Below are 17,695 nucleotides of genomic sequence, written 5' to 3'. Positions count from 1 at the left end.
GGGATCAAAGGTGACTGGACTGCCGCCGCGTGGGAATGACGCGGGTTCGATTGATAAAGAGGTCCACCGCAACCGCTGCGTGGTGGGCCGATAATGATAATGATCGGGGAATATTTTCAGTGTTGCGACGTGATATTGTAAAGGCTGGGGCAGGTTTGTCGGTTCTCTCCCTTTTCGGGGGGATTGATGCGCTTCGTGGCGCGCGTGCGGCGGATGCGCCGGATGCAGGCGTTTTTGATGACACCACCGTCAGGCAACTTGCGCACCGCCTGTCGCAACAGGCCTATCACCCACCCGAAGAAACGCTGCCCGCCGCGATCCGGGACATGAATTTCGATCAGTTCACCTCCATCGCCTATCGCCCGGAACAGGCCCTGTGGCATGGCGAGAATCTGGGGTTCGAGGTGGAGTTCTTTCCCCGTGGTTATCTTTATCGTCCCCGGATCGAGATGTATGAGGTGATCGACGGCAAGGCCGCGCCCGTGCCTTATTCCACGGACCTGTTCAGTTATGCCAACCCGGCGTTGCGGGTGGATGAAAATGTCGGGTTTTCGGGCCTGCGGATTCGTGCGCCGATCAACACGCCCGGCGTGATGGAGGAATTCTGCGTTTTCCTTGGGGCGTCGTATTTCCGGGCCGTGGCCAAGGGGCAGAGCTATGGCCTGTCCGCGCGTGGCTTCGCCGATGGTACGGGCGACCCAAAGGGGGAGGAATTTGCCCTGTTCCGTGCCTATTGGCTGGAAAAGCCGCGCTCTGGTGTCGATAGCGTGGTGTTGCATGCGCTGCTCGACAGTCCGTCGCTGACGGGGGCGTTCCGCTTTACCATCCGTCCTGGGGAAACGACGGTCTTTGATGTGCAGACCTACCTCTATCCGCGCAAGGACATCGTGCAGTCGGGCATCGCGCCGCTGACGGGTATGTTCTATTTCGACGCGAACGACCGCAACCATGTCGATGACTGGCGTCCCGCCGCCCATGATAGCGAGGCCCTGTCGATGTGGACCGGGGGCGGCCAGCAACTATGGCGTCCGTTGCGCAATCCGCAGGACCTGCAGTTTTCGGCCTTTGCCGATGTGCGCCCGCATGGTTTCGGCCTGATGCAGCGTAAGCGCAGCTTTGCTGATTTCGAGGATCTTGCCCTTAATTATGAAAAGCGGCCCTCACTGTGGATCGAACCGATCGGCGACTGGGGGGCGGGCAGCGTGGACCTGGTGGAAATTCCCACCCCGAACGAGGTCAATGACAACATCGTTTCGTTCTGGCGGCCGCGCGACACCATGACATCGGGGCATGAATATGCCTTTACCTATCGCATGTACTGGGGATGGGACACGCCGTGGCCCACGCACCTTGCCCGGATTGCCGCGACACGTGTGGGGGCATCCACCGATGGGTCGCATACGCGCTTCTTTGACATAGATTTCACGGGGGAGCCGTTCGCAAACCTGCCCAAAGATGCGAAATTCCATCTCCAGACCCGGACATCGGCGGGGGAGATCCGCAATGTCGTGGTGGAACCCAATCCCGATATCCATGGCTGGCGCGCCACGTTTGAATTCGACCCCAAGGAAGCCAAGATCGCCGAACTTGGCTGCTCGCTTGCAAATGACCAGGCCACCGTATCAGAGGAATGGGTGTACCGATGGACGCCGTGACGCACGGCGAAGCACCCGCGCCAGGGGGGAGGCCAGGGGGCACGCCGGGGGGCATGCTGCCACCGTCGTCACCGCTCGACATGCCGGTCCATTCGCTGTCGCAACTGCCGCCGGGTGAACGTCCCGGGACGCCGGTGACGCAGTGGTCGGGCATCGTGGCGCGCCGGACCGTCGTGCTGGGTGGCGCGTTGGGGCTGACGGGGTGGGCGGCGTATGAAATGAACCTTGTGTTCAACGCCATCAGCGTTTCCATCGCCGGTGTCATCATGCTGGCGCTGTTTGTGGTGCTGTTCTTGTGGATTGCACTGGCTTTTACGTCCGCACTGGCGGGGTTCTGCTCTTTGGTTTCGCGCGGGGGGGGGCTTGGCCTTGGCATCCACCCTGACGGGCCGCTACCGACACTTGTTGCGCGTACGGCACTCCTGATGCCTACCTATAACGAGGACCCCGGCCGTGTGATGGCCGGGCTGCGCGCGATCTGTGACAGCCTTGCCGCCACGGGGCAGGCAGGGGCGTTCGACCTGTTCGTCCTGTCGGATACGACCGATCCCGATGTCTGGGTGGCGGAAGAAGAGGCGTATATGGCGCTGTGCCGCGCGACGGAGGGCACGATACGGGTCTATTACCGGCGGCGGCCGCATAATATCGACCGCAAGGCAGGCAATATCGCCGAATGGGTCCGCCGTTTCGGTGCCGCGTACCAGCAGATGATTACCCTGGATGCCGACAGCGTCATGTCCGGTGACACCATCGTGCGCCTGACCGCCGCGATGGAGGCCAATCCCGGCGTGGGCCTGATCCAGTCGCTGCCGGTGATCGTCAATGGCACGACCCTGTTCGCCCGCATGCAGCAGTTCGCGGGGCGGGTCTATGGCCCGCTGATCGCGCACGGTATTGCCTGGTGGCATGGGGCGGAGGGGAATTACTGGGGCCATAACGCGGTCATCCGCACCCGTGCCTTTGCCGAACAGGCCGCATTGCCGCACCTGCCGGGGCGCAAGCCCTTTGGTGGGGCGATCATGAGCCATGATTTTGTGGAGGCGGCGTTGATGCGCCGTGGCGGCTGGGCCATCCACATGGTGCCTGCCCTGATGGGATCGTATGAAGAAAGCCCGCCGTCGCTGACGGATATCGCCATCCGCGACCGGCGTTGGTGCCAGGGCAACCTGCAGCACGCCAAGGTGGTGTCGGCAAAGGGGCTGCACTGGATCAGTCGCCTGCATATGCTGATGGGGATCGGATCGTACGTCACCTCGCCCCTGTGGCTGGTGTTCCTGCTGGCGGGTATCCTTGTCTCGTTGCAAAGCCGGTTTTCACGACCGGAATATTTTGGCGATACCAAGCTGTTATACCCCCACTGGCCGCATGTTGATCCGGTGCAGGCGCGCTTTATGTTCTTGTGTACGATGCTGATCCTGCTGGCGCCAAAGATGCTGGCCTATGTCGCGCTGCTGTTTGACGGGCGGTTGCGACGCGGATGCGGGGGGGCTGCACGCGCTGCACTGTCGATCATGGTCGAAACGGTTCTTGGTGGTCTGGTGGCGCCGGTGGCGATGCTGATCCAGACGATGGGTGTCATGTCGATCCTGATGGGACGCGATTCAGGATGGAATGCGCAACGGCGCGATGACGGCGGGGTGTCCCCCCTGCAGAACGCACGGCTGTACCTTGGCTATACCATCTTTGGTGTCGTGCTTGGCGTGGCTGCGTGGGTCGTATCGCTGTCTCTGTTCTTGTGGATGCTGCCGGTCCTGCTGGGGCTGGTGCTGGCGATCCCGCTGGCGATCCTGACCGGCAGTCGTGTCGCGGGGCAGGACCTGCGGCGTGCGGGCCTGCTGCTGATCCCGGAGGAGACGTCCCCCCCCGATGTTCTGGCACGCGCGGTCCGTAACCTGAGCGATATGGCGGGGCGGCCGATTGGCGATGCATTGCTGGTGCTGCGGGCGCATCCGGCGCTGCTGGCGCTGCATTGCGCCATGCTGCCGCCACCGCGTCACAGGGGCGGCGCAATCGATGCCAACCTGCTTGTCGGTCTGGTCAAGCTTAGGGAAGTGCCAGACCTGCAGGCGGCGCGCACGACGCTGAGTGCGCGTGAAAAGGCCGCTGTCCTTGGCAATGCCGAGGGACTGCATCTGCTGGAGGCATTGTCCTGACGATGTGTTTCAGGACGCCGCCGTTTCTTTGAAACAGCGGCGTCCTTTGTGGCTTTGCAGAAAAACTGCACCTGGAATTCCTGTCCAGCGACTGCCTGAAGGCGCAACGTCAGTCACCCACTGGGATCATAAAAGTTTCTGGTGAAGCGTTCTCCAGAAACATTGGAAGACGCCGCCGTTAAGAGACTGTTTGAAAAGTCAGGCGCGATAACATCCTGAAATCATAAAGGTTTCTGGTGAAGCTTTTTCTAAAAAGCTTCAGAAGACGCCGCCTTTTTCGATCGAAAGGCGGCATCCAGAAACCTTTTCTTTTTTATCAAGGATTTGTTTTCAAACAATCTCTTATCCGGCCTTGCCACTGGTCCTGTCGTGCCAGGCGTTTTGCAGCGCAGCGCCGACTGGCGTCAGCCCCCGCCACCATCGGAAGGCGAGGACCCTTCGGGTGGGGTGGCCATTTCCTCCCCTTCGCTGGAGCCATCTATGGACATCACCGCATCAAGGCTTTCGCAGGCCTGACGGAAATGGGCGTCCGACTGGAACTGCTTGCCATTGCAGAGCTTGGCCGCATCGGGGACGCAGCTTTCGGTTGCATCCTCGTAATCCGATTCCATGACATCATGGGCCAGGGACAGGTCGGGGTTGCGGGTGCCCTCGCTCGCCTTTTCGATCACGGCCTGAACCTTGTGGAGTTCCTGAAGCTTTTCAATGCAGCTCTGGCTGGCGGCGTCCGGCTTGAAATGCAGCACGTCCATGGCGTGCTGCACCTTCTGTGTCGCAATGCTCTGGGCCAGTGCCGGGGTGCAGAAATACGCAGGCAGCGCCACAAGGGCTGGAAGCGTGAAAAAAAGGGGACGTGCGAAGGGGCTCACTGTGAAACGTTCCATGACCTGAATATCCCGGTGACCCGATATCCCGGCCCCGGACGCCGATGGCGACATAGGAAAACCTGACATTTGCCGCAACGCGCGGCCTATCGCCACGCAAGAAGGGCAGGCCGGATTATGACAGCATGCCATGGCGGGGAAAAGGTGCGTCAATGTCTTAATGTATGTCAAAAAAATCTTTGTGTTATCAGCAACAAATGACAATCGTGGCAAAAATCAGAAAATTTGCTTACATTCCGATGTCATTTTGAGTATAAAACCAGCCATCTGATATATTGTGCTGCATAAAACCGGGAGGTGCAGAGACATATGCCCCTGCAAAATCATTCGATATCGTAATGATTTTGTGTATCCTAAAAATTCATGGTCCATCCATCGCTGCGTAAAAGCGAATTTACGCCCCTGATACAGGTGATACGGGATATGATGACTGTCACATATATGGCTGATGCCGATATCGTGACCCATATTTCAGCCGTGGGTGGACGACATAACAAGAACGGTTGGTAACGATCCGCAGGTTATCACGGACATGTCGCGCCCATGCGGCAGGCTGTCGTGGTTGTGGCGTTATCCCGTGCGCGCGGCGCCGCATGTGTGACCGCGCTTTTCCGTACCTGAGGTTCCGCGATGGCATCCCGGCATGCCGGTACATCGTGGACGCAGCCTGCATCGACGCTCCGCAATGAGGCGGAGCCCCTCAATCTAGTGTTGGCTGCCTGTGAAAGAGGAGTATCTCCCCTTGAAACAGACAGACATTCTGTCCCAGCGAACTTCGTTTGCCGATAAGCTTGGCATACCCACCCCCCTGTTCTGGGGGTTTGTCGGCCTGCTGTTCTTCATGATCGGTGACGGTGTGGAGGCAGGTTATCTTGCGCCGTATCTTGAAGAGCAGGGCATCTCCGGCCGTGACACCGCGCTGCTCTTCACGATTTATGGAGTGACGGTTTCCATTTCCTCCTGGGTTTCCGGCCCGCTGTCCGATCTGTGGGGGCCCAAGCGGGTCATGTGGATCGGCCTTGCAATCTGGGCCGTGTTCGAGGTCGTGTTCCTGTCCATGGGGGTTGCGACCAACAGCTATTCCATGATGCTTGCGGCCTATACGATGCGTGGCTTTGGCTATCCGCTGTTTACGTATGGCTTTCTGGTGTGGATTGCGGCGGCGACCCCGCGTCACCAGCTTGGCTCGGCGGCGGGCTGGTTCTGGTTCGCATTTTCCGGCGGCCTGCCGACGCTTGGTTCGCTGTTCGCAAGTTTCGCCATCCCCGTGATTGGCGAGATGATGACGTTCTGGAGCTCGCTGGTGCTGGTGCTGTTCGGTGGCCTTCTGGCGCTGCTGATGACGCGTGAACCCACCGGCAGCAGGCGCCTTGCCGCGCCGGGTGCTTCGGCGGGGACGATCTTCTTCAGCTCTGTCAGTATCCTGTGGCGCGAACCCAAGACGTTTATCGCCATGATCGTGCGCATCATCGACACGGCATCGGAATATGCATTCCTGGTCATCATGCCGGCGTTCTTTACCAAGGTCATCGGCTTTTCACTGTCGCAGTGGCTACAGCTCCTGTCGATCATCTTCCTGGCGAATATCCTCGTGAACCTCGTATCGGGCATGATGGCGGACCGTCTGGGCCATCGTTCGGTCGTGGCCATTGGTGGTGGGGTCGGTGCCGCGGTTACGGTGCTGCTGTTCTATTATGTGCCGCTGATGTTCCCTGGTAATTTCGCCATCGCCGCCGCCATGGGGGCGTTGTATGGCGCGACGGTTGCCGCCTTCGTGCCGCTGTCGGGCCTGATGCCGCAGATCTGCCCCAAGGAAAAGGCGGCGGCGCTGTCCGCGCTGGGCCTTGGTGCGGGGGCGAGTACCTGGGTCGGGCCGGCGGTCGTGACGTGGTTTGAATCCTGGCACGGGATCGAGGGGATCATCTGGATCTTCTCCGGCCTGTACCTGGTTTCGGCCCTGCTGACGATCACGTTGACGATTTCGCCTGAGGCGCGTCGTTACATGGACGAAGCCGCCGCCCGTGGCGACATTGCCGGGGAACTGGCCGCAGCCGAACACTGATCGGCTTTCCCCTTTGCGTGCATCTTGCATGCGAAGGGGCAGCCCAGCAGTCGGGGTATTTATTTTCGCGGCATTTATGTCCTGACATGCCCGCAAAAAAAAGCGCGGACCCGCCCCGGCAGGTCCGCGCTTTTTTCATAAGGAGGGCGCGCTATGGGCGCACCCACGGCCGCATACGCGCCAGGTGCTACCCATAGGCCGATACCCACGGGTGCATCATCCTTGCGGCCTCAGCCGCGTTCAGGGCGACGGCGGGGGGAGCGTGCGGGCGCGCGCTCTCCTGCTGCCGTGTCGCGCCCCCTGGCGGGGGGTGCCTTCATCGCGGGTGCGGCGGCGAGTTCGGCTTCCAACTGGCGGATGCGCTTTTGCACGCTATCGCGCAGAGCGGGTGCGGTGTGCGATTTCATGTTCGCAAGGGTTTCACGCAGGTCGCGCAACTGCTTCTGCTTTTCCGCCAGAGAACGGCGGATGGGCTGGTTGTCGGACATCTGTCCGTGGAATGCACGCATGATGATAATCCATTCGAATGGAAAACAAGACGTCTGTTGTTCAGGGTTGGGAAGAACGAACGCACGCCCCCACACCCATGAGAAGGATGTTCCCGTCATGGGGCATGGCGGCGATGGACCGGTCCGTATCAACCAGATGGCGCGTACGTGCGCCCGGGCGCGGTGTTATGTGGCCGTGATGTCAGCCAGTGCGTCACACAGCGCCTGACATTCGGCCTCGGTCCCGATGGTGATACGGAGCCATTGGGCGATTCGGGGTGTCCTGAAATGTCGCACGATGATTGCCCGTTCCCGCAGGGTCCGGGCAAGGGTCAGCGCGTCATGGCCAGGATGGTGCGCGAACACGAAATTCGCGCATGAGGGAAGAACCTCGAACCCCATTTCTCCCAGGCTGTGTGTCAGCCTGTCGCGTGATCTTATGATCCGTTCGCGTATGTTGGCAAGCCATTCCCGATCTTCGATCGCGGCGATCGCGCCCACCTGCGCCAGCCGGTCGAGCGGGTAGGAATTGAAGCTGTCCTTTACGCGGGTCAGGGCCTCGATCAGGTCGGGATGCCCCACGGCATAGCCCACCCGCAACCCCGCAAGCGCGCTGGATTTTGACAGGGTGCGCACCACCAGCAGGTTGTCATGGCGTGCGGTCAGGGGAATGGCGGTCTCGCCGCCGAAATCGACATAGGCTTCGTCCACCACGACCACCTGATCACGGTGATGGGTCAACAGTGTCTCGATATGCGTGAGGGAGAGCGCCATGCCGGTGGGGGCGTTCGGGTTGGGCACGATCACCCCGCCGCATGGGCGCAGGTAATCCGCCACATTGACGCGCATATCCGCATCAAGCGGCACCATCTGCGCCGTGATGCCGTAAAGCCCGCAATAAACCGGATAGAAGCTGTAGGAAATATCGGGAAACAGCAAGGGCCCATCATGTTTGAGCAGGGCCTGGAACGTATGGGCCAGAACCTCGTCCGATCCGTTGCCAACGAACACATGCCCGGCCGGGACATCATGGGCACGCCCGATCGCCTGACGCAGCGCCAGCGCCGACGGGTCGGGATACAGGCGCAGCGTATCGTCCGTTGCCGCCCGGATGGCCGCAAGGGCCTTTGGCGACGGGCCATAGGGGGATTCGTTGGTATTGAGCTTGATCAGGTTGGTCATCCGCGGCTGCTCCCCAGGGACATAGGGGGTCAGGTTGTGGACGACGGGGCTCCAGAAACGGCTCATTGCATTTGGGTTCCACTGAAATGCGAATAACGAATGCGCATGATGCCGGCCCGCATGGTGCGTGCCGGTGGATGGTGTAAATGGCGGACGACTCTTAAGGGCATATCAAACAGATGGATATGTGGGGTGCGACGGCCTTTATGCCTGCGTGGGCTTGGGACCCATCAGCGCCAGCAGTTCGGCATTGTCCTGCCGTGTCGCCAGCATGCGTGCGCTGACGCCCTCGCCATCGCGCAGGTCGGGGTTGGCCCCATGTTCAAGCAGCAGCGCCACCATCGGGTCGCGGTTGAACATGACGGCAAAGATCAGCGGCGTGCGCCCGACCCCGTTGGGGACATCAATCCTTGCCCCGTGCGCGATCAGGGTGCGTGCGCTGGGCAGATCCCCCTTGAACGCCACGCCCGCCAGCGCGGTGGCGCCTTTCTGGTCCTGCAGGTCAGGCGACGCCCCCCCTTCAAGCAGCGCGTGCACCGTGTCCGCATGGCCGTTGTACCCCGCCAGGATCAGGGCGGTATATCCCTTGTCATTGCGGATGTCGGGGTCGATTCCCGCGCGCAGGAATTCCCTGACCAGGTCCGTTTCCCCATCCCGCGCGGCGGACAGGTACAGGTCCGCGATCTGCGTGGTTGTAAATGTCTGCTCGGATGCGGTGGCGGCGGGGTCGCCGCTGGCGATTGTCTGGGTCATGTGCCTGCCTCGCGTGCGGGTTGGATCAGGGTGGCGGTGGGGCGGGGGCCGCCTGCGGCGCGGGCCGTCATGGCGGGTGCGCCGTGGCGGGGCGGCCGGGATGCCGCGCGGCGCCTGCCGTGATGATTACGCAATGCCGCGCCCCTTCGCAAGAGACGCCACGGCGCGTTCCTTTGTCATGTGGCACGGGGTCATGTCATTTTCATGGCCGCGCCGATGTTGCACGAAATACATTGGAAGCAGGCCCATGGCTGCCCGGCCGTTACGCGGTCGTATCATGGGGTCGAGCAGTCGTGATTCCACGGGGCTGGCATCGCGGGCGGTTCGGGCCTTCAATACAGGTGCCGTCGCGCCGGATGAGGTGGCTTGTTCCCATAAGGTGGTCGTGAGATTGTGTGTAAAACGGTTGCCCCATCAACCGTTTCGGACAGGCTGCGGCGTAGTTGCAGATCCATGCCCCGGCCCCCCATGGGGTGTTCGGGGGCGTTATGGGGCGTCGGCGCCTGTCACGTGATGCGTATCCTGTCGGACGGGTCTTGCCGGACCGGGGGATAGTGGCGGATTTTCCGCTGGCCCGGTGTTTCGGGCATGTTGCGGATCGGGGCAGTCAGGATGAAGGAGAGCGGTTTTATGCATTCATTGTTTCCCTGTCCCGCAAGGGCACCAGAAGGAGGCGGCAGCATGCCGGCCAACATCGACACGTTGTGCATCAACACGATCCGCACGCTGTCCATGGATGCGGTGCAGAAGGCCAATTCGGGCCATCCCGGCACGGCCATGGCGCTTGCCCCCCCGGCCTATACGCTGTGGCGCGATGTCCTGAACTATGACCCGGCCAACCCGCTGTGGCCCAACCGTGACCGCTTCGTCCTGTCGATCGGTCATGCGTCGATGCTGCTGTATTCGCTGATCTATCTTGCCGGGGTGCGTGAGCTCAGGGACGGCAAGGCGATCGACGCGCCGTCACTGACGATCAAGGATATCGAACAGTTCCGGCAGCTCGATTCCCGCACGCCGGGCCATCCCGAACACGGCCATACCGCAGGTGTGGAAACCACGACCGGCCCGCTGGGGCAGGGCTGTGGCAATTCCGTAGGCATGGCGATGGCGGAAAAATGGCTTGCCGCACGCTTCAACAAGCCGGAATTCAAGCTGTTTGACTATCACGTCTATACGTTCTGCGGTGATGGCGACAACATGGAAGGCGTCTCCAGCGAGGCCGCATCCATCGCGGGCCACCTCAAGCTGGGGAACCTGACGTGGATCTATGACAGCAACCGCATTTCCATTGAGGGCGATACCCACATCACCTTCACCGAAAATGTGCATAAGCGTTTCGAGGCCTATGGCTGGCATGTCCTTGAACTGCGTGATGCCAATGATACAGGTGATTTCAAGCGCCTGCTGGAAGAGGCCAAGGCCGAGACATCGCGCCCGACGCTGATTATCGTGCATTCGATCATTGGCTGGGGGTCGCCGCACAAGGCGGGCACGGCGGACGCGCATGGCTCGCCGCTGGGCGCGGAGGAAATCCGCGAGACCAAGAAATTCTATGGCTGGCCGGAGGACAAGAGCTTTTATGTCCCCGATGGCGTGCCGGAGCATTTCCAGGCCGGCATCGCAACGCGTGGCGCCGCGGCAAGCAAGGCATGGGATGCGCTGTTCGCAGCCTATCGCAAGGAATATCCCGAACTTGCGGCACAGCTTGACACTATCCTTGCCGGAAAGCTGCCCGAGGGATGGGACAAGGACATCTCCACGTTCCCCGCCGATGCCAAGGGCATCGCCTCGCGTGCCAGTTCGGCCAAGGTGCTGAACGAGGTTGCGGTGAATTTCCCGTGGATGATCGGCGGGTCGGCCGACCTGTCGCCGTCGACCAAAACCCATCTGACGTTTGATGGCGCGGGCGATTTCCAGCCGCCGCAGTGGGGCGCGACCTATGGCGGGCGCAACCTGCATTTCGGTGTGCGTGAACATGTCATGGGCTCGATCTGCAACGGCCTCGCGCTGGCGGGGCTGCGGCCGTACTGCTCGGGCTTCCTGATCTTCTCTGATTACATGAAGCCGCCGATCCGCCTGTCGGCGCTGATGAAGCTGCCGGTGCTGTATATCTTCACCCACGATTCCATTGGCGTGGGCGAAGACGGGCCGACCCACCAGCCGATCGAACAGCTGGCGCAGTTGCGTGCGACGCCGGGCGTCACCCTGATCCGTCCGTCCGACGCGAACGAGGTGGCCGAGGCGTGGCGCACGCTGATCCCGCTACAGGACCGGCCGTCCGTGCTGGTGCTGAGCCGGCAGAACCTGCCGACCATCTGCCGCAAGACCTATGCGCCTGCGTCGGGGCTGGCAAAAGGGGCCTATGTCCTTGCGGATGCCGATGGCACACCCGATGTCATCCTTATGGCGACAGGCAGCGAGGTCGGTCTGGTGGTGAAGGCGTACGAACAGCTCAAGGCCGAAGGCGTAAAGGCACGCGTCGTGTCGATGCCGTCGTGGGATCTGTTCGAAGCCCAGCCCAAATCCTATCGCGACAGTGTGCTGCCCCCCGGCATTACCGCCCGCGTGGCGGTGGAACAGGCGGCGCAGCTTGGCTGGGACCGTTATGTCGGGCTGGAGGGTGCGACCCTTGTCATGCATTCGTTCGGTGCGTCCGCCCCGGCGGAGGAGCTGGAGGTCAAGTTCGGATTCACCGTGGACGCCGTCGTGGCGGAGGCGCGCAAGCAGCTTGCCCGCAAGGCGTCATAAACCGTCATTCACAGCGCGACAGGGCCTGACGGCTCTGTTTCGCGTTTTTGTCAGGACCAAGGCGGATGGCCGCCGCGATGCAATATGCGCGCCATCCGTCCAAGATGAGGGGAATGCACAGAAATGAGTGTGCACGAAACAGGTAAGGACGGCGCGGCCAACCCGCTGAAGCAGCTTGCGAAATATGGGCAGTCGCCGTGGCTGGACTTCATCCAGCGCTCCTATACGGCGGATGGCAGCCTGAAGAAACTGGTGGATGAGGACGGGTTGAAGGGGGTGACCTCCAATCCCGCTATTTTCCAGAAGGCCATGGGGCAGGGCACGGATTACGACCCGCAGATCCGCTCCATCCTTGAACACCACATCGTCGATGCCGGAACCTTGTACGAGACGCTGGCCATCACGGATATCCGTGATGCGGCCAAGGTGCTGCATCCCGTCTATGAACAGACAAAGGGCGTTGACGGTTATGTCAGCCTGGAGGTCTCTCCCTATCTTGCCCGTGACACGCACGGCACCATTACGGAAGCGCGGCGCCTGTGGGCGGCGGTTGATGCCGCCAACCTGATGATCAAGATCCCCGGCACGGACGAGGGCACGCCCGCCGTGCGTACCGCCATTTCCGAAGGGATCAACGTCAACGTCACGCTGCTGTTCTCCAACGAGGCGTACAAGAAAGTCCTCGAAGCCTATATCGCAGGGCTTGAGGACCGTCTGGCCAAGGGGGAAAGTGTTGCGGGCATCGCCAGTGTCGCATCCTTCTTCGTCAGCCGCATCGATGTGAAGATTGATGGCGAAATCGACCGCCGCGTTGCCGCCGGCGACAAGGATGCCGCCGCCCTGAAGGCCCTGCGCGGCAAGGTCGCGATCGCCAATGCCAAGCTGGCCTATGAATACTGGCAGGGCGTGGTGAAAAGCGCACGCTGGCAGAAGCTGGCCGCGGCCGGCGCACGTCCGCAGCGCCTGTTGTGGGCCAGTACGGGTACGAAGGACAAATCCTTCAGCGACGTGCTGTATGTCGATGCCCTGATTGGCGAAGAAACGGTCAACACCATCCCGCCCAAGACGTTTGATGCCTTCCGCGACCATGGCACGGCTGCCCCCACGTTGACGGATGACGTCAAGGGCGCGCATGCCATCCTTGCCGAGGCAAAGCGCCTTGGCCTCGACCTCGACGGTGTAACCGGCGTTCTGGTCGATGAGGGGGTGAAGTCGTTCGAGGACGCATTCGACGACCTGCTTGGTTCCGTCGCGGCAAAGCAGGCGGCCTTTGTGGGCAAGAAAGTCACCACCACCACGCTGAACCTGCCCGCCGAGCTTGACACCGCCGTCAAGGCGGAGCTGGAGGCATGGCGCAAGGGAGGCAAGGTCCGTCGCCTGTGGGCGAAGGATGCCACCTTATGGACCGGCAAGGACGAAGCGAGCTGGCTGAAGTGGCTGACGATCGTTGACGATCAGGTGCAGGACCTGTCGAAGTTCGAGAAATTCCAGGCTGAGGTGAAGGCCCGCGGATTCCGCGACATCCTGCTGCTGGGCATGGGTGGATCGAGCCTTGGCCCCGAAGTCCTGTCGGAGACGTTTGGCAAGCATGAGGGCTTTGCGCACCTCTATATCCTTGACAGTACCGACCCGCAGCAGGTCAAGGCGTTCGAGGACAAGATCGACATTTCCAAGACGCTGTTCATCGTTTCGTCCAAGTCGGGCGGCACGCTGGAGCCGAACATCCTGAAGGCCTATTTCTTTGACGCGGCCAGGAAGGTGCTGGGTGAGAAGGCCGGGTCGCACTTCGTCGCCGTGACCGATCCCGGATCGCATATGGAAGCCGTGGCAAAGGCCGACGGGTTCTGGAAGATCTTCTATGGTGAAAAGCAGATCGGCGGGCGTTATTCCGTTCTGTCCGATTTCGGCATGGTGCCTGCCGCAGCAGCCGGCCTGCCGCTGAAGCTGCTGTTGGAATCGGCGCTGCGGGGCGAAAAATCCTGCGCGGCCTCTGTCCCCCCGGCGCAGAATCCCGGGGTCCTTCTCGGCAGTGTGCTGGGTGTGGCGGCAAGGTCGTTCGGACGTGACAAGGTGACGATCCTTGCCTCCCCCGCGATTTACGACATGGGCGCATGGCTGGAGCAGTTGCTGGCGGAATCCACCGGCAAGAACGGTCGCGGCCTGATCCCCATTGATGACGAGACGGCAGGCCCGGCCTCTGCCTATGGCAAGGACCGGCTGTTCGTCTATCTGCGCCTGGCGGAGAAGCCGTGCGCAAAGCAGGATGCGGCGTTCAAGGCGCTGGTGGCGGCGGGTGAGCCGGTCGTGACCATCGAACTGCATGACAGGCGCCAGATCGTCGAGGAGTTCTTCCGTTGGGAATTCGCGACAGCGGTGGCCGGGTCGATCATCGGCATCAACGCCTTTGACCAGCCGGATGTCGAGGCCTCGAAGATCGAGACCAAGAAAATCACCACCGCCTATAACGAGACCGGCAAGCTGCCGCCGTACGAACCCTTTGCCAAGGATGCAACGTTCTCTTTCTATGCCGATCCGAAAAATGCGGCGGCGCTGAAGGATGGCAAGACGGCCGAGGGTATCCTCAAGGCCCATTTCGCCCGTGCGAAGGCGGGGGATTATGTCGCGCTTCTGGCTTATATCGAGCGTGACACGGCAACGCGCGAATGGATCCAGACGGTACGTCTTGGCATCCGTGACACGCTGAAGCTGGCGACGGCTGCGGAATTCGGCCCGCGGTTCCAGCATTCCACCGGCCAGGCCTACAAGGGTGGGCCTGACACGGGCGTGTTCGTGCAGATCACGGCCGATGACGCGGTCAACCTGCCGGTTCCGGGGGAAAAATATACCTTCGGCATCGTGAAGGAAGCACAGGCCCGTGGCGATCTGGAGGTACTGGGCGAACGTGGCCGCCGCGCGGTGCGGGTGCATATCCATGGCGACCTGAAATCCGGCCTTGAAAAGCTGGGGCAGATCATCAAGGCGGCGGTCTGATCCACCGCAATGCGCTGTCGCGTCGCTGATTGTATCGGCGGTGCGGCAGATGCCCACGCCGTCGTTCGCGCCGCACATGCCGGCCGTGCGCGGTGGGGCGGGATTTTACATCAGGAGTATCAGTTATCATGCAAATCGGTATCGTCGGCCTGGGCAAGATGGGGGGGAACATCTCCGTCCGCCTGACGCGTCACGACCATGACGTGGTCCTTTTCGATCGTGACCCCGATGTGGTGTCCAAGGTGGGCGCCCGTGCCGAGGCGGGCAGGACCAAGCCCGCCACCGGCCTGAAGGACATGGTGGGAAAGCTGACGGCGGAACGCAGGATCATCTGGCTGATGCTGCCCGCCGGTGAGGTGACGGAGGCTGCGGTTACGGAGCTTTCGGGCCTGCTGGGCAAGGGTGACATCCTGATCGATGGCGGCAACTCGTTCTACAAGGATGATATTCGCAGGGCCGCGGAGCTGGCGAAAAAGGGCATCCATTATGTCGATGTCGGCACATCGGGTGGTGTCTGGGGGCTGGAGCGCGGGTACTGCATGATGTACGGCGGCACCAAGGATGCCACCGACCACATCGACCCGATCCTGCGGGCGCTGGCGCCGGGGCTGGGGGATGTCGTGCGCACGCCGGGCCGGGACAAGCCGGGCATGGACCCCCGTGCGGAACTTGGCTACCTGCATTGCGGTCCCGCCGGGTCGGGCCATTTCGTCAAGATGGTCCATAACGGCATCGAATACGGCATCATGCAGGCCTTTGCCGAAGGCTTTGACGTCATGAAGTCAAAGAACTCCACCGCCCTGCCAGAAGATCAGCGCTTTGAGCTGAACATGCCTGACATCGCCGAGGTCTGGCGTCGTGGCAGCGTGGTGTCGTCATGGCTGCTTGACCTGTCGGCGCAGGCGCTGGCGGGGAATCCCGACCTGTCGAACTATACCGGCGAAGTCGCGGATTCGGGCGAAGGACGCTGGACCATTGATGCCGCGATCGAGGAAGCGGTGCCTGTGCCTGTCATCACGGCGGCGCTGTTCACGCGCTTTCGCTCACGCACCGGCAACAACTATGCCGAGAAGATGCTCTCGGCCATGCGCTTCGGCTTTGGCGGCCACGTGGAGGGGACCAACAACTGACGCCTCGCGTCTGATCGCACGCCCGGCTGCCATGATCGAGACGGCAACAACAAGACCGCAGGCTGGCGGCCGGGTTTCTACTGGATGGAAACGGTTCATGGAGCAGCCTGATGGAAAATATCGTCGCATCGGCATCATCGCAGATTGCCGACGCGGGGCATGAAAATGCCCCGCGTCGCAGCCCCCCCGGAACATTTGTCATATTTGGCGGCGGCGGCGACCTGACACGCCGCCTGCTTGTCCCCGCGATCTACAACCTTGCCTGCGCGGGCCTTGTGGATGACCATTTCTCCATCGTGGCCGTTGACTGGACAGACATGTCCACCGGTCAGTTACAGCAGAATTTTCATGATGCGCTGAAGAACTTCGTCAACAGTCGCGGGACGGAGGCCGTAGCCCTGCGCGAGGACGTGTGGGCATGGATGAGTACGCGCATCCGCTATGTCCGTGGTTCGTTCGAGGACGAGGCGACCTATACCCAGCTTGCGGCGGAAGTTGGGGATGAAAACTGCATCTTCTACCTTGCGGTGGCGGCGCGTTTCTTTGGGGCCATCGTGGACCGGCTGGGCCATAGCGGCCTTGCACACGAGACGGATGGCATGTTCCGCCGCGTCATTATTGAAAAGCCCTTCGGCAGCGATCTGGCTTCCGCCGTGGCGTTGAATGCGCGCCTGCTCAGAAGCCTGCGTGAGCGCCAGATTTATCGTATCGACCATTATCTGGGCAAGGAAACGGTCCAGAACATTCTGGCGCTGCGGTTTTCGAACGGGTTCTTTGAACCGTTATGGAACCGTGACAATATCGACCACATCCAGATCACGGCGGCCGAGACGGTGGGCGTGGAACAGCGCGCCAAGTTTTATGAGGGCACGGGCGCGGTACGCGACATGGTGCCCAACCACGTCATGCAGCTTCTGGCGATGACGGCGATGGAGGCCCCGACATCCTTCGACGCCGACGCCGTGCGTGACGAGAAGACCAAGGTGCTCAAGGCCATTCATGCCGTCGGGCGCGAGGATGTGGTGCGCGGCCAGTATGGCGCAGGCACGATCAAGGGTGAACCGGTCGCCGGATACCGTGAAGAGCCGGGGATCAATCCGCAGTCACGCACCGAAACCTATGTCGCGATGAAGCTGCGGATTGATAACTGGCGCTGGGCCGGGGTGCCGTTTTATGTCCGCACGGGCAAGCGGCTGGCGGCGCGCAAGACGGAAATCGCCATCCATTTCAAATCCGCGCCCTATGCCCTGTTCCGCGATACGCCGGTGGAAAAGCTGACGCCGAACATCATGATGCTGCATATTCAGCCCACCGAAGGCGTGACGATGCAGTTTTCCGCGAAAATCCCCGGTCCCACGGTGCATCTGGGTGGGGTACGGATGAAGTTCGATTATTCCGAATGGTTCCGCGAGGGGCCAAGCACGGGGTATGAAACCCTGATCTATGACTGCATGATCGGGGATGCGACGCTGTTCCAGCGCGCTGACAATATCGAGGCCGGGTGGCAGGTGGTCCAGCCCGTTTTGGAATGGGAACGCGATCCGGGCTTCCTGCATTTCTATCCCGCCGGGTCGGAAGGACCAAAAGCCGCCGATGACCTGCTGGCCCGCGACCACCGGCACTGGCTCAAGATAGGGTCGTGACATACA

Annotated in this window: 12 protein-coding genes; 7 read left to right on the top strand and 5 right to left on the bottom strand. The window is 61.5% G+C overall.

The genetic code is table 11. From position 1 onward, the window contains the following. Positions 1-119: 119 nt before the first annotated feature. Both IFJ82_RS15270 and mdoH read left to right on the top strand, forming a co-directional pair. Positions 120-1,655, top strand: coding sequence for a glucan biosynthesis protein (locus IFJ82_RS15270; protein WP_003617277.1), 1,536 nt, complete (start codon positions 120-122; stop codon positions 1,653-1,655). Next, positions 1,643-3,808 (top strand): glucans biosynthesis glucosyltransferase MdoH, encoded by a 2,166-nt coding sequence (gene mdoH / locus IFJ82_RS15265; RefSeq protein ID WP_117129594.1) that lies wholly within the window; start codon positions 1,643-1,645, stop codon positions 3,806-3,808. Before IFJ82_RS15270 ends, mdoH begins: the two co-directional genes overlap by 13 nt. Before the next feature lie 404 nt (positions 3,809-4,212). On the opposite strand, the gene IFJ82_RS15260 is transcribed toward mdoH, so the two are convergent. Beyond that, positions 4,213-4,692: a hypothetical protein gene (locus tag IFJ82_RS15260; protein ID WP_192265110.1), complete on the bottom strand. Its 480-nt coding sequence runs from the start codon at positions 4,690-4,692 to the stop codon at positions 4,213-4,215. Positions 4,693-5,434: 742 nt separating this feature from the next. On the opposite strand from IFJ82_RS15260, the gene IFJ82_RS15255 reads away from it, so the two are divergent. Beyond that, complete coding sequence (locus IFJ82_RS15255; RefSeq protein ID WP_062808499.1) at positions 5,435-6,754, top strand: MFS transporter; 1,320 nt, start codon at positions 5,435-5,437, stop codon at positions 6,752-6,754. 230 nt (positions 6,755-6,984) lie between these two features. Here IFJ82_RS15255 and IFJ82_RS15250 read toward each other — a convergent pair whose 3' ends face one another. The 4 genes from IFJ82_RS15250 to IFJ82_RS15235 all read right to left on the bottom strand — a co-directional run bounded on the left by IFJ82_RS15250 (position 6,985) and on the right by IFJ82_RS15235 (position 9,860). Beyond that, positions 6,985-7,263, bottom strand: a complete 279-nt coding sequence (locus IFJ82_RS15250; RefSeq protein WP_040511321.1) for a hypothetical protein — start codon at positions 7,261-7,263, stop codon at positions 6,985-6,987. A 165-nt stretch (positions 7,264-7,428) separates the two neighbouring features. Then, complete coding sequence (gene hisC, locus IFJ82_RS15245) at positions 7,429-8,490, bottom strand: histidinol-phosphate transaminase (RefSeq protein ID WP_003617291.1); 1,062 nt, start codon at positions 8,488-8,490, stop codon at positions 7,429-7,431. Between the two features lie 138 nt (positions 8,491-8,628). Next, the gene (locus IFJ82_RS15240) at positions 8,629-9,177 is read right to left on the bottom strand and encodes an ankyrin repeat domain-containing protein (protein ID WP_192265108.1); all 549 of its coding nucleotides are present in this window, start codon (positions 9,175-9,177) and stop codon (positions 8,629-8,631) included. Positions 9,178-9,683: 506 nt separating this feature from the next. Next, positions 9,684-9,860: a hypothetical protein gene (locus tag IFJ82_RS15235; protein WP_192266612.1), complete on the bottom strand. Its 177-nt coding sequence runs from the start codon at positions 9,858-9,860 to the stop codon at positions 9,684-9,686. Here IFJ82_RS15235 and tkt point away from each other — a divergent pair. The 4 genes from tkt (at position 9,808) to zwf (ending at position 17,689) form a co-directional block, all read left to right on the top strand. Further along, positions 9,808-11,925: a transketolase gene (tkt, locus tag IFJ82_RS15230; RefSeq protein ID WP_040510373.1), complete on the top strand. Its 2,118-nt coding sequence runs from the start codon at positions 9,808-9,810 to the stop codon at positions 11,923-11,925. The genes IFJ82_RS15235 and tkt overlap by 53 nt on opposite strands. Positions 11,926-12,048: 123 nt before the next feature. Then, positions 12,049-14,916, top strand: coding sequence for a bifunctional transaldolase/phosoglucose isomerase (locus IFJ82_RS15225; protein WP_003617298.1), 2,868 nt, complete (start codon positions 12,049-12,051; stop codon positions 14,914-14,916). 128 nt (positions 14,917-15,044) lie between these two features. Further along, positions 15,045-16,046, top strand: a complete 1,002-nt coding sequence (gnd, locus tag IFJ82_RS15220) for a phosphogluconate dehydrogenase (NAD(+)-dependent, decarboxylating) (protein ID WP_003617300.1) — start codon at positions 15,045-15,047, stop codon at positions 16,044-16,046. A gap of 110 nt (positions 16,047-16,156) precedes the next feature. Beyond that, positions 16,157-17,689, top strand: coding sequence for a glucose-6-phosphate dehydrogenase (gene zwf / locus IFJ82_RS15215; RefSeq protein WP_003617301.1), 1,533 nt, complete (start codon positions 16,157-16,159; stop codon positions 17,687-17,689). Positions 17,690-17,695 lie beyond the last annotated feature (6 nt).

Source organism: Novacetimonas hansenii, from assembly GCF_014843995.1.
GTDB classification, from domain to species: domain Bacteria; phylum Pseudomonadota; class Alphaproteobacteria; order Acetobacterales; family Acetobacteraceae; genus Novacetimonas; species Novacetimonas hansenii.
Note: the sequence above shows the minus strand (reverse complement) of the source record. Positions and strands in the feature narration are given on the sequence as shown.